The 18,635-nt window shown below is 57.9% G+C and carries 16 protein-coding genes; 9 read left to right on the forward strand and 7 right to left on the reverse strand.

Going from position 1 to position 18,635, the window contains the following annotated elements; all coding sequences use genetic code 11:
- Positions 1-7: 7 nt before the first annotated feature.
- The 3 genes from ACR0KL_RS14190 to ACR0KL_RS14200 all read right to left on the reverse strand — a co-directional run bounded on the left by ACR0KL_RS14190 (position 8) and on the right by ACR0KL_RS14200 (position 2,965).
- Positions 8-958, reverse strand: a complete 951-nt coding sequence (locus ACR0KL_RS14190; protein ID WP_170679212.1) for a cysteine synthase family protein — start codon at positions 956-958, stop codon at positions 8-10.
- Complete coding sequence (locus ACR0KL_RS14195) at positions 955-2,142, reverse strand: glycine C-acetyltransferase (RefSeq protein ID WP_170679210.1); 1,188 nt, start codon at positions 2,140-2,142, stop codon at positions 955-957. The genes ACR0KL_RS14190 and ACR0KL_RS14195 overlap by 4 nt, the downstream gene beginning before the upstream one ends.
- 259 nt (positions 2,143-2,401) lie before the next feature.
- Complete coding sequence (locus ACR0KL_RS14200) at positions 2,402-2,965, reverse strand: XRE family transcriptional regulator (RefSeq protein ID WP_170550269.1); 564 nt, start codon at positions 2,963-2,965, stop codon at positions 2,402-2,404.
- A gap of 118 nt (positions 2,966-3,083) precedes the next feature.
- Between ACR0KL_RS14200 and ACR0KL_RS14205 the strand changes: the two genes are divergently transcribed.
- On the forward strand, positions 3,084-4,259 hold the full coding sequence (locus ACR0KL_RS14205) for an acetyl-CoA C-acyltransferase family protein (RefSeq protein ID WP_170679208.1): 1,176 nt from the start codon (positions 3,084-3,086) through the stop codon (positions 4,257-4,259).
- 97 nt (positions 4,260-4,356) lie between these two features.
- Here the strand turns inward: ACR0KL_RS14205 and ubiB are convergent, their stop codons facing one another.
- Together ubiB and ubiE are read right to left on the reverse strand one after the other, a co-directional pair.
- Positions 4,357-5,886: a 2-polyprenylphenol 6-hydroxylase gene (gene ubiB, locus ACR0KL_RS14210; RefSeq protein WP_480777176.1), complete on the reverse strand. Its 1,530-nt coding sequence runs from the start codon at positions 5,884-5,886 to the stop codon at positions 4,357-4,359.
- Positions 5,887-6,639 (reverse strand): bifunctional demethylmenaquinone methyltransferase/2-methoxy-6-polyprenyl-1,4-benzoquinol methylase UbiE, encoded by a 753-nt coding sequence (gene ubiE / locus ACR0KL_RS14215; RefSeq protein WP_170679204.1) that lies wholly within the window; start codon positions 6,637-6,639, stop codon positions 5,887-5,889.
- 86 nt (positions 6,640-6,725) lie between these two features.
- On the opposite strand from ubiE, the gene mutM reads away from it, so the two are divergent.
- The 6 genes from mutM to recF all read left to right on the forward strand — a co-directional run bounded on the left by mutM (position 6,726) and on the right by recF (position 13,322).
- Complete coding sequence (gene mutM, locus ACR0KL_RS14220; RefSeq protein WP_170679202.1) at positions 6,726-7,577, forward strand: bifunctional DNA-formamidopyrimidine glycosylase/DNA-(apurinic or apyrimidinic site) lyase; 852 nt, start codon at positions 6,726-6,728, stop codon at positions 7,575-7,577.
- Positions 7,578-7,643: 66 nt separating this feature from the next.
- Positions 7,644-8,420, forward strand: a complete 777-nt coding sequence (locus ACR0KL_RS14225) for an enoyl-CoA hydratase (RefSeq protein ID WP_170379984.1) — start codon at positions 7,644-7,646, stop codon at positions 8,418-8,420.
- 227 nt (positions 8,421-8,647) lie between these two features.
- Positions 8,648-8,911 carry a 30S ribosomal protein S20 gene (rpsT, locus tag ACR0KL_RS14230; RefSeq protein ID WP_142638226.1) on the forward strand — a complete coding sequence of 88 codons (264 nt, stop codon included), beginning with the start codon at positions 8,648-8,650 and terminating at the stop codon, positions 8,909-8,911.
- 530 nt (positions 8,912-9,441) lie between these two features.
- Positions 9,442-10,818: a chromosomal replication initiator protein DnaA gene (gene dnaA, locus ACR0KL_RS14235; RefSeq protein WP_425084193.1), complete on the forward strand. Its 1,377-nt coding sequence runs from the start codon at positions 9,442-9,444 to the stop codon at positions 10,816-10,818.
- A 225-nt stretch (positions 10,819-11,043) separates the two neighbouring features.
- Entirely contained in the window at positions 11,044-12,165 is a 1,122-nt protein-coding gene (dnaN, locus tag ACR0KL_RS14240; RefSeq protein WP_170679200.1) for a DNA polymerase III subunit beta, read from the forward strand.
- A 59-nt stretch (positions 12,166-12,224) separates the two neighbouring features.
- Positions 12,225-13,322, forward strand: coding sequence for a DNA replication/repair protein RecF (gene recF, locus ACR0KL_RS14245; RefSeq protein WP_480777177.1), 1,098 nt, complete (start codon positions 12,225-12,227; stop codon positions 13,320-13,322).
- On the opposite strand, the gene ACR0KL_RS14250 is transcribed toward recF, so the two are convergent.
- Entirely contained in the window at positions 13,319-13,885 is a 567-nt protein-coding gene (locus ACR0KL_RS14250; RefSeq protein ID WP_170679196.1) for a carboxymuconolactone decarboxylase family protein, read from the reverse strand. The genes recF and ACR0KL_RS14250 overlap by 4 nt on opposite strands.
- A gap of 100 nt (positions 13,886-13,985) precedes the next feature.
- Between ACR0KL_RS14250 and ACR0KL_RS14255 the strand changes: the two genes are divergently transcribed.
- Complete coding sequence (locus ACR0KL_RS14255) at positions 13,986-14,558, forward strand: TetR/AcrR family transcriptional regulator (protein WP_170679194.1); 573 nt, start codon at positions 13,986-13,988, stop codon at positions 14,556-14,558.
- Between the two features lie 102 nt (positions 14,559-14,660).
- Positions 14,661-17,078, forward strand: coding sequence for a DNA topoisomerase (ATP-hydrolyzing) subunit B (gene gyrB, locus ACR0KL_RS14260; RefSeq protein WP_170643552.1), 2,418 nt, complete (start codon positions 14,661-14,663; stop codon positions 17,076-17,078).
- A 269-nt stretch (positions 17,079-17,347) separates the two neighbouring features.
- Here the strand turns inward: gyrB and ACR0KL_RS14265 are convergent, their stop codons facing one another.
- Complete coding sequence (locus ACR0KL_RS14265) at positions 17,348-18,508, reverse strand: alpha/beta hydrolase (RefSeq protein ID WP_170679152.1); 1,161 nt, start codon at positions 18,506-18,508, stop codon at positions 17,348-17,350.
- Positions 18,509-18,635: the final 127 nt, after the last annotated feature.

Genomic DNA, 18,635 nt, shown 5'->3' on the forward strand with positions numbered 1-18,635 from the left:
CATTGCACTACTCCCACAAATCGGTGGACAGGTATTTCAGGCCGCTGTCACAAATGACGATCGCGACGCAGCCGCCACGTTCCGGGCCGCGCAGCAAATCGATCGCACCAGCTAGGTTCGCGCCGGCTGAGTATCCGGAAAAGATCCCTTCGCTGCGTGCGAGCAGCCGGGCGCAATCACGGGCCGTGTTGCAAGATACCGAAAGGTGCCCGGCGAGGGGGACGCCGTTCATATGGGTCAGGTCAGCCATGGCATAGCCGCCGCCCTGTATCGGATGGTCGGGCGTGTCGACGACTTCACCAGCCAAGGCCCGTGCGCCTTCGGGTTCGATGGCGTAACACCGCACGCCATGCGGCGCGAAGAATGCCGCTGCTCCGGCCAAGGTGCCGCCTGAACCGGCGAAATCACAGAAGGCCGTTACCGCACCGCCAGACTGCTCCCAGATTTCCGGCCCGGTCCCTGTTGAATGCGCTATTGGGTTACCCGAATGACCGAACTGATCTGCGCGAAACGCGCCGCGTTCTGCAGTAACCGTCTGCGCCGCCTCATCCACCAGCGCCAGATCAGCGCCCGAAACCTCACCCGGTTTGCTGCCCGGGGCCTGAGGTACGATGATCACCTCAGCCCCCAACGCCCGCATCATGCGCGCGCGCTCGACCGAGTTTCCGGCGCTCATCACTGCGACAAAGGGATGGCCCATGATCCCGCAGACAATCGCCAGACCGGTTCCCATATTGCCCGAGGTCAGCTCGACCACAGTTTGGCCCGGTGTAAGCGTTCCGTCGGTGCGGGCCATTTCGATGATGGATTTGGCCGCGCGGTCTTTTTTCGAGAAGCCAGGCAACAGATAATCCAGCTTGGCCAGAATGCGACCGTCCAGCTGAAGCTGCTGGCAGATGCGCGACAAGTCCACCAAAGGGGTATCGCTGATGGCGTCGATGACAGAGGCAAAGGTCATTTGATGACTCCAAGCTCTTTGCCGACTTTCTCAAAAGCGGCAAGCGCCTGGTCAAGCTCCTGCCGTGTCAGTGCGGCGTTCATCTGGGTTCTGATCCGGGCCTGCCCGCGCGGAACCACAGGGAAGAAAAAGCCCGATACATAGACACCTTCATCAAACAATCGAGCCGCCATGCCCTGCGCCAATGTCGCATCGCCCAGCATGACGGGAATGATCGGGTGTTCACCGGGCAAAAGGTCAAAACCCAGCTTCTCCAGCCCCGCCCGCCAGTATTTGGCATTGCCGAACAGCTGCGCGCGCAGCATGTCGCCTTGTTGGACCAGACGGATGGCCTCAATCCCGGCGGCGACGATGGATGGCGGCAGCGAGTTCGAGAACAGATAGGGCCGCGCCCGCTGCCGCAGCAGGTCGATCACTGGCTGCGGCCCGGCGATATAACCGCCGATTGCCCCCCCAAGTGCTTTTCCCAAGGTTCCCGTCAGGATGTCGACATCGACACCGAAATGATCCGGCGTGCCCGCGCCGTTCGGTCCCATAAACCCGGTAGCGTGGCAATCATCGACCATGACGATGGCGTCGTATTTATCGGCCAACTCACGGATTTTCGGCAGGTTGGCGAGGTAGCCATCCATTGAAAACACGCCATCAGTCGCGATCATGATATGCCGCGCCCCGTCCTCACGCGCCTGCTTCAGCCAGGCTTCGAGGTCGTTCATGTCGTTGTTCAGATAGCGATAGCGCTTGGCTTTACACAGCCGCACCCCGTCGATGATCGAGGCGTGGTTCAGACTGTCCGAGATGATTGCGTCCTCGGGGCCGAGAAGGGGTTCGAACAGCCCCCCGTTCGCGTCGAAACAGGCGGCGAACAGGATCGAGTCATCCTTGTTCAGGAACTCGGCCAGCTTCTGTTCCAACTCGCGGTGAATGTCTTGCGTGCCGCAGATAAACCGGACCGAGGCCATGCCGAACCCTTTGGGCCCCATCGCAGTTGTGGCCGCGTCGATCAACGCGGGATGATCGGCCAGACCGAGATAGTTGTTGGCGCACAGGTTGATGACCTGTTTGTCGCCCACCGTAATCTCGCCGCCCTGAGGCGATGTAATCATGCGTTCGCGTTTATACAGACCTTCGGATTCGATCTGCGCGAGGGTGTCCGTGATATGGGACAGGAATGCATCTGCCATGGCGACCTCCGTTCATCTGAGTCGGATGTCTAACATAGCGGATGTAATTCCCAAATAGGAGAATTACGCTATACGGGAAAAATTTCCGTGAAGGTGGAATATATGTCGTCTTGGGTTTGATTTGAAACGAAATACGCTGCCTCTTGCTGCGGTCTCTCACACATCGCGGTCGCGATGTGTTGCCGACAGTCGCTCATGCGAGCGACGAGAGGCGAACGCGCATTTCGATGGACTTGCCTCGGGTAAAACGCAAAACGTTTTAGGCGTTCTTGACGATCAGAAAAACCCGCGCGGGGCCTATTGAGGCAATGGAATGGGTCACATCAGCCGCATAGCGGGCGGTGTCGCCCTGTTGCATCTCAGATATCGCAGTGCCCGAGGTGACGCGCACCGCGCCCTCCAGAACCGTCAACTGTTCGCGTGTGCCGCGGGCATGCGGCTGGCTGTTCAGTGTCCCGTCGTGGTCAAAGCGGATGTCGTAGACCTCATGCCCTCCGGCCTCTTCCGGGGGGGACAGGATGCGGATCCGACAGTTTGTGCCCATGTTGTCGATGCTGGGCACCTCGGCCTGGCGCAGAACCTCGATCTGATCTGAGGTCTTGGTCTCTTCCAGCAGCCCTGCGAAATCCACCTGCAAGGCCCGCGTCAGGTTCCACAGGGTTGAGATGGTCGGGCTGCTTTCGCCCCGTTCGATCTGACTGACCATTGATCGAGATACGCCGCTGAGATTGGCAACAGCTTCCAGCGACAGGCCCTTGGCGCGACGCGCCTCTTTCAGGCGGGCGGGCAGAAGGGTCAGGATATCGTCTGTGTTTTCCGTCATGACGGAATCTGATGCGCTTTTCCCGATGGGTTGTCAATTCTGCTTGTGACGGTACGTCGTATAGGACAACGCGCCAACTGGGCGTAATAGTGCCGCCAAGTCCAAGAGGAGAAGAGACATGAAAGATATCGTCATTCTGGATGGGGCCCGTACGGCGGTTGGAACGTTTGGGGGCGCTCTGGCCTCGACCGCACCGATTGACCTGGCGACCGTTGTGACCGAAGCCGCGATGGAGAAATCGGGCGTCGAAGGCGGCCAGATTGGCAACGTTGTGTTTGGTCATGTGATCAACACCGAACCGCGCGACATGTATCTGTCGCGTGCGGCGGCCAAACAGGCAGGTATCCCGGTCGAAACCCCCGCGATGAACGTGAACCGTCTGTGCGGTTCAGGGGCGCAGGCGATTGTGTCGGCGGTACAGTCGCTGATGCTGGGTGATGCCGAATTTGCTGTGGCTGGTGGGGCTGAGAGCATGTCGCGGAGCCCCTATATCCTGCAGCAGGCGCGCTGGGGTGCCAAGATGGGCGATATCAAATCGCTCGACATGATGCTGGGTGCGCTGAACTGCCCCTTTGGCACCGGCCATATGGGTGTGACGGCTGAGAACGTCGCCGATGAGCATCAGGTCACACGCGAGCAGATGGATGAGTTTGCTCTAACCAGCCAGACCCGTGCCGCGGCGGCCATTGAGGCAGGATTTTTCCAGAGCCAGATCGCGCCAGTTCAGGTCAAGGTTAAGCGCGACATGGTTGATTTCATGGTCGACGAGCATCCCAAGGCGACCTCGATTGAGGCGCTGGCGGGTCTGCGTCCGGCGTTCAAGAAGGATGGCCGGGTAACGGCGGGCAACGCCTCTGGCATCAATGATGGCGCGGCAGCGATGGTTCTGGCCACGGCAGGCGCGGCCGAGAAGGCTGGTCTGAAGCCGAAAGCGCGTATTCTGGGTTACGGCCACGCCGGTGTCCGCCCCGAGGTGATGGGCATCGGTCCGGTGCCTGCTGTGCAAAACCTGCTGGCCAAGACCGGCCTGACGGTGGAAGACTTCGACGTGATCGAAAGCAACGAAGCCTTTGCTTCGCAGGCTCTGGCTGTGAACAAAGAGCTGGGTCTGGATGCCGACAAGGTAAACCCGAACGGTGGTGCGATTGCCTTGGGTCACCCGGTGGGTGCGACAGGTGCGATCATCACGCTGAAGGCTTTGTATGAGTTGGAGCGAATTGGAGGTTCCAAAGGTCTGATCACCATGTGTATCGGCGGTGGTCAGGGTATTGCGATTGCCATAGAGCGGCTCTGACTTCGAGTTGGGCAGGGGGGCTGTCTGCCCCCCATCGCGCCTTGAGCGCAATTCCCCCCGAGGATATTTTCAGCCAGATGAAGCAGGCGGCTGGCGCCTAGCTGAGCGCTGTTAGTAGCAAAACCAAAGCAGCGCCTGCCACGGCTCCGAGCGTGGCGGGAAGGGCTTTGGACCACAGGCGGGAGTTGGTCTGATCGTCTTTCTGGGTTTGAGCGATCAGGGCGTTTTCCACCAGCGCGGGCAGGCGCGGGCCGAACCGGGCCAGAACCAGAGCGGTTTTGCCAAAGTCGCGGAGCGCCGCGCGGGGGCCGATGGATTTCTTGATGTAATCCTCGACGACTGGACGGGCGACCTCCCATATATTGATATGCGGATCGAGTGAGCGGGCGACGCCTTCGACCACAACCATGGTGCGCTGCAGCAGGATCAGCTCGGTCCGGGTTTCCATGCCGAAGCGTTCGGTGACTTCGAACAGGTAGTTCAGCAGGCGGCCCATCGAGATATGGGTGGCGTCCATGCCGAAGATGGGCTCGCCCACAGCGCGCAGGGCGCGGGCGAATTCGTCGACGTCCTGATTGGCGGGGACGTATCCGGCCTCGAAATGCACCTCGGCCACGCGTTTGTAGTCGCGGCGGATGAAGCCAAAGAGGATCTCGGCATAAACCCGGCGGGTGTATTCGTCGATATGGCCCATGATGCCGTAGTCATAGGCGATGATATCGCTGTTGGCGGCGACCTTCAGGTTGCCCTGGTGCATGTCGGCGTGAAAGTAGCCATCGCGCAGGGCGTGCAGCAGGAACAGGCGCAGGACACGCTCGCCCAGATCGCGGCGGTTATGGCCTGCGGCGTCCAGGGCGTCGTTGTCGCCAAGCGGGATGCCATCCGCCCAGCTGAGCGTCATCACCCGGCGCGCGGACAGCGACCACACGACCGGAGGCAACCAGAACCCGGCATCATCCTTGGTGTTGGCGGCATATTCCGAGGCTGCCGAGCTTTCCAGACGCAAGTCCAGCTCACCCCGAACCACGCCGTCGAAATGTTCGATTACCTCCATAGGACGGAGGCGGCGCGCGCCGGGGGCGCAGAGTTGTACCATGCGGGCGGCGAAATAGAACGCGTCGACATCCTTGCGGAAAGCGCGCTCGATTCCCGGACGCAGGACTTTGACGGCGATGTCTTCGCCTGTGGTCGCCAGCTTGGCCTTGTGAACCTGAGCGATCGAGGCTGCAGCGATCGGTTCGCTGAACTCGCTGAACATGTCCGAGATCGGCTGGCCCAGCTCCTTCTCGACCTCAGCCATGGCCTCGGCCTTCGGGAATGGGGGCAGCTTGTCCTGCAATACGCGCAGTTGCTCGGCCAGTTCGTTGCCAACCACGTCGGGTCGGGTCGACAGGACCTGTCCGAATTTGATATACGCCGGACCCAGCGCCGTCAGGGCGCGTGTGGCAGGGGGCATCTCGGGGTCGCCCTTGTACCCAAGCCATTGAAACGGTTTGCCGAGCGCGTGGGCAACAAAGCGGACCGCGCGGGGGGCTTCGAACGCGTCCAGCACGACATTCATGGCGCCCGTGCGCTCTAGCGTGGCGCCTGTGCGGATCAGGCGTATGATGTTGTGAGGGCCGCGCATTTAGATCTTCCAGCCGGAATGCAGCGCGGCGATTCCCATGCTTAGATTGCGGTACTTGGCGTTCTCAAAACCGGCGGTACGAACCATGCCCAGGAATTTCTCCTGATCGGGGAACTTGCGGATCGATTCCACAAGGTACTGGTAGCTGTCGTAGTCATTGGCGATCAGCTTGCCCATGCGCGGGATGACGTTGAAGCTGTAGAGATCATAGAGCTTTTGCAGACCGTCATTTGGCAACTGGCTGAACTCCAGCACCATCAGGCGGCCGCCGGGTTTCAAAACGCGATAGGCCTCGTTCAGCGCTTCTTGCGGGCGGGTGACGTTCCTGATCCCGAAGGAGATTGTGTAGACGTCGAAGGTGTTGTCCTCGAACGGCAGGGACATCGCATCGCCGACGACCCAGTTCAGGCTGTCCGACATCTGATCGGCCTCAGCCCGTTGGCGGCCCTCGACCAGCATCGGCTCGGTCAGGTCCAGGACGGTTGCGTGACCGTAGCCCGCGCGTTTGAGAAAGCGGAACGAGATGTCTCCGGTGCCGCCTGCGACGTCCAGCAGGCGCTGACCGGGGTGCGGGGCAAGCCAGTCCATCATCGCGTCTTTCCAGACCCGATGGATGCCCATCGACATGACATCATTCATCACGTCGTATTTCGAGGCCACCGAGTTGAAAACGCCCTGTACGCGCCCGGCCTTGTCGGCCTCGCGCACGGTTTCGAACCCGAAATGAGTCGTCTTGTCGCTGTTGTCGGACATTTGCCTTGCCGTTTGTCGAATTTCGCTTCTGTTATAGGGCCATCAGAGGCGGGCACAATGCGGCCCTTTGGAATAGGAGCCAACTAATGCCCGAATTGCCCGAGGTCGAGACAGTAAGACGCGGCCTGACCCCTGCGATGGAGGGGGTGGTGATCGAGCGTGCAGATGTGAACCGCCCCGATCTGCGCTGGCCCTTCCCGGAGCGTATGGCCGAGCGGTTGACCGGGCAGACGGTTCAGCGCCTGCGGCGGCGCTCAAAATACATTCTGGCTGATCTCAGCAGTGGCGAGACGTTGTTGATTCACTTGGGTATGTCGGGGCGTATGACGGTATCAGGTGACCCGCTGGGGCAGTTCGTCCATGACCATCCAATGCCCGAAAAGCATGACCATGTCGTGTTTCACATGGCCAATGGTGCCCGCGTGACGTTCAACGATCCGCGCCGGTTCGGGGCCATGGATTTGCTGCCAACCGCAACCGCAGAAGACCACAAGCTGCTGTCCGTTCTGGGGCCAGAGCCATTGGGCAATGATTTTCACGAACAGCACCTGATTGATGCGTTCAAGGGCAAGAACACGCCGGTCAAATCGGCGCTTCTGGATCAGGGAATCGTTGCCGGGTTGGGGAATATTTACGTTTGCGAGGCGCTTTATCGCGGCAAGGTGTCGCCACGTCGCAAAGCCGGACAAATTTCTGCGGCGCGTGTCGCAGCCCTTGTGCCGATCATCCGGCAGGTGTTGCAGGACGCGATCGAAGCAGGGGGATCGTCACTGAAAGATTTCCGTCAAGCCGATGGAGAACTTGGATATTTTCAGCACAGCTTTGATGTTTACGGCCGCGAAGGCGAATCCTGCCGAACCCAGGGTTGCGGTGCCGAAATCAAGAGAATCACCCAGTCCGGTCGCTCATCCTTCTACTGTGCGCAATGCCAAAGATAGCTTGATCCAGCGAAATCGCGTGTTAAGGAATCGTACCTGAACGGAACAACCGGAAGCTTATACCTCATGGCTTTTGAGACGATCATCGTCGAAATCGAAGACCACGTCGCCCTTATCAAACTCGACAGACCAGATGCGATGAATGCGCTGAACACCCAATTGGTGGGTGAGCTTTGCGATGCGTTGGAAGAGGCGGATCAGAACGACAAGGTGCGCTGCATCGTGCTGACCGGCTCGGACAAGGCTTTTGCCGCGGGTGCGGACATCAAGGAAATGTCCGAGATGAGCTTTGTCGACGTTTTCAGCACCGACCTGTTTGCCTCGGTTAACGAGCGCGTCTCGGCCATTCGCAAACCCATAATCGCGGCGGTTGCGGGCTACGCGCTGGGCGGCGGCTGCGAATTGGCCATGATATGCGATTTCATCATCGCCGCAGACACCGCCAAGTTCGGCCAGCCCGAGATCAATCTGGGCGTTATAGCCGGTATCGGCGGCACTCAGCGCCTGACGCGCTTTGTTGGTAAGTCCAAAGCGATGGACATGAACCTGACCGGTCGCTTCATGGACGCAGAAGAAGCCGAGCGCGCGGGTCTTGTCAGCCGCGTGGTTCCTGCGAAAAAGCTGATCGAAGAAGCTGTGGGTGCAGCCCATAAGATTGCTGAGAAGTCTCTGCTAACGGCGGCAGCCGCCAAAGAGGCAGTGAATCGCAGCTATGAGCTACCGCTTAGCGAAGGTCTTCTGTTCGAGCGTCGCGTCTTTCATTCGATGTTCGCGACCGAAGACCAGAAAGAGGGCATGGCGGCGTTTCTTGAAAAACGCGCCGCGCAATTCCGCGACAAGTAGCGTCGCGACAAAGAATTCCGGAAGGGCAGGCGGTGGCCTGCCTTTTTTTGTTGGACATATGAGGCAAGAATCGGCTTGGCAAACCTGTAAAACTTGGGTAGAGACCGCCGTCATACATGCGCGTGCGGCCCGCTTGGCCCGACTCACACTCGTGATTTCTGATCCGGTGCGGATACTTCCGTTGCGCGCAACCCTAGACAATCGTACCGAACAAAGGTCAGAGACACATGGCAAATTCGCCCCAAGCAAAGAAACGCGCTCGTCAGAACGAAAAGCGTTTCGCCGTAAACAAAGCGCGCCGTTCGCGCATCCGCACCTACCTGCGCAAAGTTGAAGAAGCGATCGCATCGGGCGACAAAGACGCTGCAACCGCAGCTCTGCGCGCAGCTCAGCCTGAACTGATGCGTGGCGTCACCAAAGGCGTTTTCCACAAGAACACCGCATCGCGTAAAATGTCGCGCCTGTCGGCACGCGTTAAAGCGCTGGGTTGATTCCCGCTGGAACACGTCAAGCGTTTTCCTACGTAAAGGCGTCGCGCATTGCGGCGCCTTTCTTGTTTGTTGCCAGAAAGCCGCGACCTCACGAAGTCGAGAGATTCTTTCGCCCTGAACTCCGAGTCAATATCAGAGTTTCGTTGCCGCGACAGGCAACATCTTGCTACCACTGAGTCAGCGATTCACTCGCTTGGGGGGACAGGCTGTTCCAGCCATCTGACTGACGGGCATCAGTCAGACAGCAGGAACCAGCGTTCGAAAACCGGCCTTGGCCGGTGAAACGATCTGCTCTGGGTCTCGGGTTTTCCGATGATCTCAGCCCTGTCAAACAATTGGGTTACTACGCGTGCCCCGGTTTTCCGGGATCCTGCTGCGGGATACGATTTGTGCATGCTGAGTATTCATTTACCCGCCGGATGGGACAGTCCGGCGCAGGGTACCCTTGTGCGTGAACGTAAATGACCGGGAAACCGGCGACGATTGATAAGACCGACAGGTCAAAAAAAATGGGATGCGTGAGGCGCTTGATGACACAAGAGAAATGGGGACAACTGCGTAACAAACTATTGAAGGCCGTTGGCAAGAACAACTTCACCACCTGGATTGAGCCTCTGGAATTTCAGGAGCTGCAGGATGGTGTAGCCGTGTTCTCAGTGCCAACCAACTTCATGGGGAATTACGTCAGCCAGAATTTCGCAGATTTGATTCTGTATGAACTGAATACCGCGGGTGAGACCGTCCAACGTCTTGCGTTCAAGGCGGCAGCCAATTCGACCACCCGACCGGCAGTTGTCACGGATGAACCCAAGTTGACCGCAGCTGCTGCACCAGTTGCGGAATCTGCCAATGCGGCGCTCGAGGATCTACAGGCCGCACCCTTGGATACGCGTTTTACCTTCGACAGCTTTGTTGTCGGCAAACCCAACGAATTGGCCCATGCCGCCGCGCGCCGCGTAGCTGAAGGTGGCCCGGTCACGTTCAATCCGCTGGTTCTCTACGGCGGTGTTGGGTTGGGTAAAACGCACCTGATGCACGCGATCGCGTGGGAGCTGAAAACCAAAAGCCCCGAGCTGAACGTGCTTTACCTGTCGGCGGAACAGTTCATGTATCGCTTTGTTCAAGCTCTCCGCGAACGCCGGATGATGGATTTCAAACATCTGTTCCGCTCGGTCGATGTGCTGATGGTGGACGATGTGCAGTTCATCGCGGGCAAGGACTCGACCCAAGAAGAGTTCTTTCACACCTTCAACGCTCTGGTGGACCAGAACAAACAGATCATCATCTCGGCGGACCGCGCACCGGGTGAGATCAAGGATCTGGAAGATCGCGTAAAATCCCGCCTGCAATGTGGTCTGGTCGTCGATCTGCATCCCACCGACTACGAATTGCGTCTGGGCATTTTGCAAAACAAGGTCCAGCAACACATCGCCACCTATCCCGATCTTGTTATCGCCGATGGCGTGCTGGAGTTCCTGGCGCATCGCATCTCGACCAATGTGCGTGTTCTCGAAGGCGCTCTGACCCGTCTGTTCGCCTTTGCCTCGCTAGTGGGGCGTGAGATCGACATGGAGCTGACTCAGGACTGTCTGGCGGATGTGCTGCGCGCCTCAGAGCGCAAAATCACCGTCGAGGAGATCCAGCGCAAAGTGTCGGACTACTACAACATTCGCCTGTCCGACATTATCGGCCCCAAGCGCCTGCGGTCCTATGCTCGTCCGCGTCAGGTAGCCATGTATCTGTGCAAGCAACTAACCAGCCGCTCTCTACCAGAGATCGGCCGTCGGTTCGGAGGGCGCGACCACACAACCGTCATGCACGGGGTCAAGCGCATCGAAGAGCTGAAGACGACTGATGGTCAGATCGCAGAAGACGTGGAAATGCTGCGCCGCTCGCTGGAGGCCTGAATCGCACCCATTGTCAGTAAATGCCCCGGGTCAGTGCGTCCGGGGCGTTTTCTTGTGCGCTAATCTCCACGGTTGCGGAGGAATGGACGCGTTTCGCGCGTGTACCTCTTGACCACCGGGGTATTCCCACCCAGAAATCGGTAAAAAATCCTTGTGCCTCAGGGCTGAGACGCTAACGTGCCAGTCCCGCCCATTTTCGGCACGCAAGTCAGAGGAACAGAGGGTATGAAGATCAGCATCGAACGCGGCACCCTTCTCAAGGCCGTTTCCCAGGCCCAATCCGTTGTGGAACGTCGCAACACGATCCCGATCCTTGCCAATGTGCTAATCGAGGCCGAAGGCGACCAAGCCCTGTTCCGAGCCACTGATCTGGATATCGAGGTTGTCGACAAAGCGCCTGCGCAGGTCGAAAAGGCCGGTGCGACGACCGTGGCCGCTACGACCCTTCATGAAATTGTGCGTAAACTGCCGGATGGCGCGCTGGTCACCCTGACGGCCGACAGCGCCGCAGGTCGTTTGACGGTTGAGGCGGGCCGGTCGAACTTCTCTCTGGCGACCTTGCCGAAAGAGGATTTCCCGGTCATGGCGTCCTCGGAATATCAGTCAAATTTCACCGCGTCGGCGGCGTTGCTGCGTCGGTTGTTCGACAAATCGAAATTCGCCATCTCGACCGAAGAGACGCGGTACTATCTGAACGGTGTCTACATGCATGTCGCGGACGGGTCCGAAGGCGGCAAGGTCCTGCGCTGTGTGGCCACCGATGGTCACCGCCTGGCGCGGATTGATGCGGACCTGCCGGATGGTGCTGCGGACATGCCCGGTGTGATCGTGCCCCGTAAAACCGTGGGTGAGCTGCGCAAACTGCTGGATGATGACGAGATGGATATCGCAGTGTCTGTCAGCGAAACCAAAGTGCGCTTTGCCACGCCGGATATCACGCTGACCTCGAAGGTCATTGATGGCACCTTTCCCGACTACACACGCGTTATTCCGCAGGGCAATACGCGCAAACTGGAAGTGGATGCGGCCGAGTTTGCGCAAGCCGTGGACCGGGTTGCGACCGTTTCGTCAGAGCGTTCGCGCGCCGTGAAGCTGCAACTGGATGCGGATAAGTTGGTGCTGTCGGTCAATGCACCCGATAGCGGCGCGGCTGAAGAAGAGCTGGCCGTCGCTTACGGTGACGAACGTCTCGAGATTGGGTTCAACGCGAAATACCTCCTCGAGATTGCATCGCAGGTGGATCGTGAGAACGCGGTGTTCCTGTTTAACTCGGCCGGTGACCCGACTTTGATGCGCGAAGGTAATGATCTGAGCGCGGTCTATGTTGTCATGCCGATGCGTGTCTGATCGCGCTGGCGCGCGATGCCTCCGGCGGAGGTATTTTTGAACAGAAGAAGGGAGGGGTCATGGGATTGGCCCTGACCGAACTTACGGTCTCGCATTTTCGGTCTCATAAGCTGGCGCGTTTGTCTTTGGATGGGCGTCCGGTTGCGATCCATGGGCCGAACGGGGCCGGGAAGACCAATATCCTTGAAGCGGTGTCTCTGTTCTCGCCTGGTCGCGGGATGCGGCGGGCCAGTGCGGCTGAGATGACCCGGCGGCCTGAGGCCTTGGGCTGGAAACTGTCCGTCCTGCTGAGCGCGCAGGGCGGGCGATATGAGATCGAGACATGGTCCGAAGGCGGCGCGGCACGTCAGGTTCGGATTGATGGCAAGGCTGCCAGTCAGATTGATCTGGGCAAGCTCGCGCGCGTGGTGTGGTTGATCCCGTCGATGGATCGGCTGTGGATCGAAGGGGCTGAGGGGCGGCGGCGATTTCTGGACCGCATCGCGCTGAGCTTTGATCCCACGCATGCCGAGGCTTCGCTGACCTACGAAAAGGCTATGCGTGAGCGGAACCGGCTATTGAAAGATCAGGTCCGGGACGCCCATTGGTACACGGCTTTGGAAGGTCAGATGGCCGAGGCAGGGTATAGGATCCATGCGGCGCGTCTTGCAGCATTGGATCATTTGCGTGCCGCACAGGAAAAGGCCGAAACGGCGTTTCCTTCAGCCGAATTGGAGTTGATCCAAACAGAAGGTGCGATGCCCGAGACAGCGGATGATCTGCGGGAGACGTTGAGCGAAAGCCGTTTCCGTGATCTTGCAGCAGGGCGGACTCTGGTCGGGCCGCATCGCTCGGACCTGTATGGGGTGTTCGCTGCCAAAGGGGTTCCGGCCAAAGATTGTTCCACGGGTGAGCAGAAGGCGCTGCTGGTGTCCCTGATCCTGTCGAACGCACGGGCTCTGGCGGGAATGGTTGGCGCGCCGCCGATCGTGTTGCTGGATGAGGTGGCTGCGCATCTGGATGCCGGGCGACGCGCAGCGCTCTATGATGAGATCTGTGCGCTAGGCGCTCAGGCCTGGATGACGGGCACCGGGCCTGAGCTGTTTGCGGAATTGGGCGACCGGGCCCAAACGCTGGTTGTTACCGAAGGCGATGAGGGCTCGGTCGTGTCGGCTTAGGCCGGTTCGCCCACTTTGCGTTCCCACAGGAAGCCGCGCATGACCTGATCGACCGGTGTTTTGGCCATGTGGTTGACGTAGTTCGACATGGTTTTCTGCGCCAGACCCAGAACAACATCAAGAACGGCGCGGTGGGAATAGCCTGCGTCAAAGAACGCCTGCAGCTGTTCTTCGGTCGGGTTACCGCGGGTTTCCATCACTTGCAGGGTGAAGGTGCGCAGGGCCTCTAGCTTGGCAGTCGGCAGCGGGGTTTCGTTGCGCAGAGCCTCGGTGATCTCGTCCGAGACCTTCATCATCTTGGCGATTCCGGTATGGGCGGGGACACAGTAATGGCATTCGTTTTCGACGTTTATGGTCTGCCAAACTACGGTTTTCTCATCATTGTCGAAATCGGTTTGCAGGAAGAGGCCGTGCAGAACCTGATAGGCCTCAAGATGCTGCGGGCTTTCCGCCATCACCTTGTGCAGACCGGGCAGGCGGCCAAAGGCGGCTTGTGATTTCTCCAGCAGCGGTTTGGATTCTTCAGGGGCGGATTCGAGGTCGTGAGACGGGAAGTTGGCCATGTCAAAACTCCTGATTTCTGGCGCGATGAGTCGTATTTAGGGTTTCTTGAGCGATCACTCAAGTATATATTTGAGCAAATGCTCAAGAATTGGTGATCCAATGCCCCGCAAACCCGCATATGACCGAGACGCGCTGATCGCGCAGGCGCGTGATATCTTCTGGCGTCACGGCTGGGCGGGGACGTCGCTGAAGGACCTTGAGCGTGAACTGAAACTGAAGCCGGGCAGTTTCTATGCGGCGTTTGGCTCGAAAGATGCCCTCTATGCGCTGGCGCTGGAGCGCTACGCGCAGGACGGGGTTGCGAGCATGTTGGCCTTGGCTGAGGAGCTGGGGCCGCTCGGGGCGCTCAAGGCGCAGCCCTATCGCGTGATTACTGCCTCTGATCTGCCGACTAAAGCTTGTATGCTGGCCAAGACCTATGCCGAGTTGCAGGCAAAGGATCACGATCTGGCCGGTCAGGCAGGCGCGCATATGATCGCAATGAAATCCTGTTTCGCAGACCTGTTTCGCCGCGCCCAAAAGGCCGGAGAGATAAGCCCTGATCACGATCCCGAACGCCTTGCTGCGCGCTATCAGTCGGACCTTCTGGGCCTGCGATTGACGGCCGAACGGGACGACGTCAACGCCGCCGAAATTGCAGCTGATATCGCGGCAGACCTCGATCGGCTTTGATCCGCAGATAAATCGGATCTCAACCACAAAATCTTGGGGGAGCGCGTGACATTCCCCACCAGAAAACGTATAAGTTACCAAAATAATATAGGTACTAACGGCATGTCCGAAGACGCACAGGCACCCCAAGAATACGGCGCAGATTCCATCAAAGTTCTCAAAGGCTTAGAGGCGGTTCGCAAACGTCCCGGTATGTATATCGGGGATACGGACGATGGCTCGGGTCTGCACCATATGGTGTATGAGGTCGTTGACAACGGAATTGATGAGGCTTTGGCCGGTCATGCCGACCATGTGACCGTGAAAATTCACGCCGATTCCAGCGTGTCGGTCAGTGACAATGGCCGTGGTATCCCGGTCGATATTCACCCCGAAGAGGGCGTCTCGGCGGCCGAGGTCATCATGACCCAGTTGCATGCGGGCGGTAAGTTCGACAGCAACTCGTACAAGGTGTCTGGCGGTCTGCACGGCGTGGGCGTTTCGGTTGTAAATGCTCTGTCCGAATGGCTCGAGCTGCGCATCTGGCGCGCGGGCAAAGAGCACGTAGCGCGTTTTGAGCGTGGCGAGACCGCTGAGCATCTGAAAGTCGTCGGCGAATGCGGCGATCGCACCGGGACCGAAGTGCGCTTTCTGGCCTCGACCGATACGTTCTCGAACCTCGAATACTCGTTTGAGACGCTGGAGAAACGCCTGCGTGAGCTGGCCTTTCTGAACTCGGGCGTGCGGATCATCCTGATTGATGAGCGCCCTGCAGAACGTTTGGAGACCGAGCTATTCTATGAGGGTGGCGTCAAGGAGTTCGTCAAATACCTGGACCGCTCCAAATCGCCCGCGATGCCTGAGCCGATTTATATCAAGGGGGAGCGGGACGATATCGGTGTCGAAATCGCGATGTGGTGGAACGACAGCTACCACGAGACGGTTCTGCCCTTCACCAACAACATCCCACAGCGAGACGGTGGCACGCACGTGGCCGGTTTCCGGGGCGCTCTGACCCGGACGATCAACAACTACGCGCAATCCAGCGGGATCGCGAAGAAGGAAAAGGTCAGCTTTACCGGCGATGACGCGCGCGAAGGTCTGACCTGCGTGTTGTCGGTGAAAGTGCCGGACCCGAAATTCTCGTCGCAGACCAAAGACAAGCTGGTGTCGTCCGAAGTCCGCCCTGCAGTCGAAGGCCTGATGAACGAAAAGCTGGCCGAGTGGTTCGAAGAAAACCCCAACGAAGCCAAAGGGATCGTCGGCAAGATCATCGAGGCCGCATTGGCCCGTGAGGCCGCCCGAAAGGCGCGTGAGCTGACCCGCCGCAAAACGGCGATGGATGTGAACTATCTGGCCGGGAAGCTGAAAGATTGTTCCGAGAAAGACCCGTCCAAGACTGAAGTTTTCCTGGTGGAGGGTGACTCGGCGGGCGGCTCTGCCCAGACCGGTCGCGACCGTCTGACTCAGGCCGTTCTGCCCCTGCGCGGGAAAATCCTGAACGTCGAACGCGCTCGGTTTGACCGGATGCTGTCGTCACAGGAGATCGGGAACCTCGTCATGGCGCTAGGCACCGGCATCGGCCGCGATGAGTTCAACATCGAAAAGCTGCGCTACCACAAGATCGTCATCATGACCGATGCGGATGTCGATGGCGCGCACATCAGAACCCTGCTGCTGACCTTCTTCTACCGTCAGATGCCGGAATTGATTGAAGGTGGCTATCTCTATATCGCGCAGCCACCGCTCTATAAAGTTTCACGTGGTAAATCAGAGGTTTACCTGAAAGATCAGGCCGCGCTGGATGACTATCTGATCAACCAGGGGGTCGAGGGTGCTGTTCTGAAGCTAGGCTCGGGCGAGGAAATCGTCGGTCAGGACCTGACCCGCGTCGTCGACGAAGCGCGCCAGTTGAAACGCGTTCTGGATGCCTTCCCAACCCACTACCCGCGCCACATTCTGGAACAGGCTGCTGTGGCCGGTGCCTTTGTCCCCGGTGCCGTCGATGCCGACCTGCAAGGCGTTGCCGACAAGGTTGCCGCCCGTCTCGACCTGATCGCGCTGGAATATGAACGCGGTTGGCAGGGCCGCATTACGCAAGATCACGGCATCCGCCTCGCCCGTATCCTTCGCGGAGTTGAAGAGGTACGCACACTGGACGGCCCCATGTTGCGCTCGGGCGAGGCTCGCAAGACCGGCAGCTTCACACAAAGCCTGCAAGAGGTCTACAACACCCCAGCTACCCTGATCCGCCGAGACCGGATGCAGGCGATCCACGGCCCGCTGGACCTTTTGCGCGCAATTCTGGAAGAGGGCGAAAAGGGCCTGTCGCTTCAGCGCTACAAGGGCTTGGGCGAGATGAACCCCGATCAACTATGGGAAACCACGCTGGACCCGGACGCACGCACCCTTTTGCAGGTACGTGTGGATGACATGGTTGAAGCGGATGATCTCTTCACCAAACTGATGGGTGACGTGGTGGAGCCACGCCGTGAATTCATTCAGCAGAATGCTCTGAGCGTTGAGAATCTGGATTTCTGAGAACTTGTAGGATTACGCAAAATCGTTCGAGAACGTACTATGGCAAGCGTTGTTAGCTTTGGTAGTAGCCATGACTGACACTAACGCAATCTTGCAAAAGGAATGCCCTAGACTTCGCTTGAAATTTCTCACCTAGCTGTACCCCAATGTCGTTTGCGGGCGGAAAGCAGGCATTCGCTGCGCTTGGCGCCAATGACAGCATTGCGGACAAAGCCGCCGTTTACATTTCTAGTCGAAGAAGACTTATTATATAGGGGAAAACGATCAGACTACCTTGTGCCCACGATTTCCACGGAAGCGTCACCGATTAGATCCTGAAGTTCTACAGTTGATCGTCTACTGGAACGTCTACTTGTCCGGATTGCTTCACCAGATATCCGAACGACTTCTGGCGAAGCAGCGAATTTTGAGTGGCTGGTGCTCTTAGAATCTCTTACTTGGCTTAGATCGATAACGGTTACTCCAGACTTCGCGAGTTCCGCTGCATCTGTTGCGCCAACGCGATCTACTCCACCAGAAACGAATTTTGAGAAGTTTAGAATCCTGTCGTCTGACGAAACTAAGACAAAGATCTTTTGATTGTCGTGTTTTATTTTGGAAAGCTGGTTCTCAAAAACGGCCAAGTCTATATCCGGCGCCGCCAGAATAATGTTCCGCACTCTTTTTCGAGGATTGAATTCTCCGGCCAGCTCCGCTTGCGAGATCGCTTCCATTGTAAGAAACGCTCCCATTGAGAATGCAAGAATATCGAATTGCTGAGCTTTTGATCGCGTAACTATTTCACCAGCTTTCAAAAAGTCGGATCTAGCAGCAAGCGCACTGTTGATATCGTAAACATATTTGAGGGTTTCTGCCGCAGATGCCCAAGACATTAACACCGGAACCCCATCGTACTCAGTATCCTCAACAAATTGGGCCAATCTAAGAATGGCGTCACTTAGGGTCGTATTGTAGCCGTGAACAAAAAATAGGACGTTTCGCTCCGAAGCACCAAGTGCAAGAAGTTGTTTGTCAATGTCCGAAACAAAAGCGTTTTCCGATGCATAAACCTTTGGGTCGATGATAGTGAAATGCTTCGAAGGGTTGGGTGGGAGAGCGCTGGTTCTTTCTATTTTGCCAACTTTGTGATTTGGCGGAATGGTGACTACCACCGAAGCTAGTCCAAGTGTATCGCTGCGGTCGCCCGAATAAAAAACACCCTCTGCTCCGGACGCCTGTCGCGTTGTGGCAATAAAGACTGTTTGGCGTTTGGCCTCAACTACATCTGACGCAGGATATTGGGGATTTTCGACGCCTACGAGTTCTGGAGGTCGAATGCATGAAGCTACGCCTAGAACTACTACTAAAAAAAAGAAGCGTAGCCCTAGCGTTTTAGTTAGACCTGAAACCCCACTCCAAAGAGGCTTCATTTTCAAATTTTCATGCAACATGACTAGATCAATATTTTTTAGTATGCTGCTTGTCTGTCAACAGACTAGCGATAACGGCCCTCTTTTTGATCTGAGTAGTGATTTCTGTACAAACGTTGTGTCTTCACCCTCCATCAATTCATGCTGC

The organism is Ruegeria sp. C8, assembly GCF_056537565.1.

What these genes read in the sequence shown, in the direction of transcription:
- ACR0KL_RS14195 (WP_170679210.1), bottom strand. Translation starts at nt 2,142, where the DNA reads ATGGCAGATGCATTCCTGTCCCATATCACGGACACCCTCGCGCAGATC.
- gyrB (WP_170643552.1), top strand. Translation starts at nt 14,661, where the DNA reads ATGTCCGAAGACGCACAGGCACCCCAAGAATACGGCGCAGATTCCATC.
- recF (WP_480777177.1), top strand. Translation starts at nt 12,225, where the DNA reads ATGGGATTGGCCCTGACCGAACTTACGGTCTCGCATTTTCGGTCTCAT.
- ubiE (WP_170679204.1), bottom strand. Translation starts at nt 6,639, where the DNA reads ATGTCCGACAACAGCGACAAGACGACTCATTTCGGGTTCGAAACCGTG.
- dnaA (WP_425084193.1), top strand. Translation starts at nt 9,442, where the DNA reads ATGACACAAGAGAAATGGGGACAACTGCGTAACAAACTATTGAAGGCC.
- mutM (WP_170679202.1), top strand. Translation starts at nt 6,726, where the DNA reads ATGCCCGAATTGCCCGAGGTCGAGACAGTAAGACGCGGCCTGACCCCT.
- dnaN (WP_170679200.1), top strand. Translation starts at nt 11,044, where the DNA reads ATGAAGATCAGCATCGAACGCGGCACCCTTCTCAAGGCCGTTTCCCAG.
- ACR0KL_RS14205 (WP_170679208.1), top strand. Translation starts at nt 3,084, where the DNA reads ATGAAAGATATCGTCATTCTGGATGGGGCCCGTACGGCGGTTGGAACG.
- ACR0KL_RS14225 (WP_170379984.1), top strand. Translation starts at nt 7,644, where the DNA reads ATGGCTTTTGAGACGATCATCGTCGAAATCGAAGACCACGTCGCCCTT.
- ACR0KL_RS14255 (WP_170679194.1), top strand. Translation starts at nt 13,986, where the DNA reads ATGCCCCGCAAACCCGCATATGACCGAGACGCGCTGATCGCGCAGGCG.
- rpsT (WP_142638226.1), top strand. Translation starts at nt 8,648, where the DNA reads ATGGCAAATTCGCCCCAAGCAAAGAAACGCGCTCGTCAGAACGAAAAG.
- ACR0KL_RS14265 (WP_170679152.1), bottom strand. Translation starts at nt 18,508, where the DNA reads ATGTTGCATGAAAATTTGAAAATGAAGCCTCTTTGGAGTGGGGTTTCA.
- ACR0KL_RS14200 (WP_170550269.1), bottom strand. Translation starts at nt 2,965, where the DNA reads ATGACGGAAAACACAGACGATATCCTGACCCTTCTGCCCGCCCGCCTG.
- ubiB (WP_480777176.1), bottom strand. Translation starts at nt 5,886, where the DNA reads ATGCGCGGCCCTCACAACATCATACGCCTGATCCGCACAGGCGCCACG.
- ACR0KL_RS14190 (WP_170679212.1), bottom strand. Translation starts at nt 958, where the DNA reads ATGACCTTTGCCTCTGTCATCGACGCCATCAGCGATACCCCTTTGGTG.
- ACR0KL_RS14250 (WP_170679196.1), bottom strand. Translation starts at nt 13,885, where the DNA reads ATGGCCAACTTCCCGTCTCACGACCTCGAATCCGCCCCTGAAGAATCC.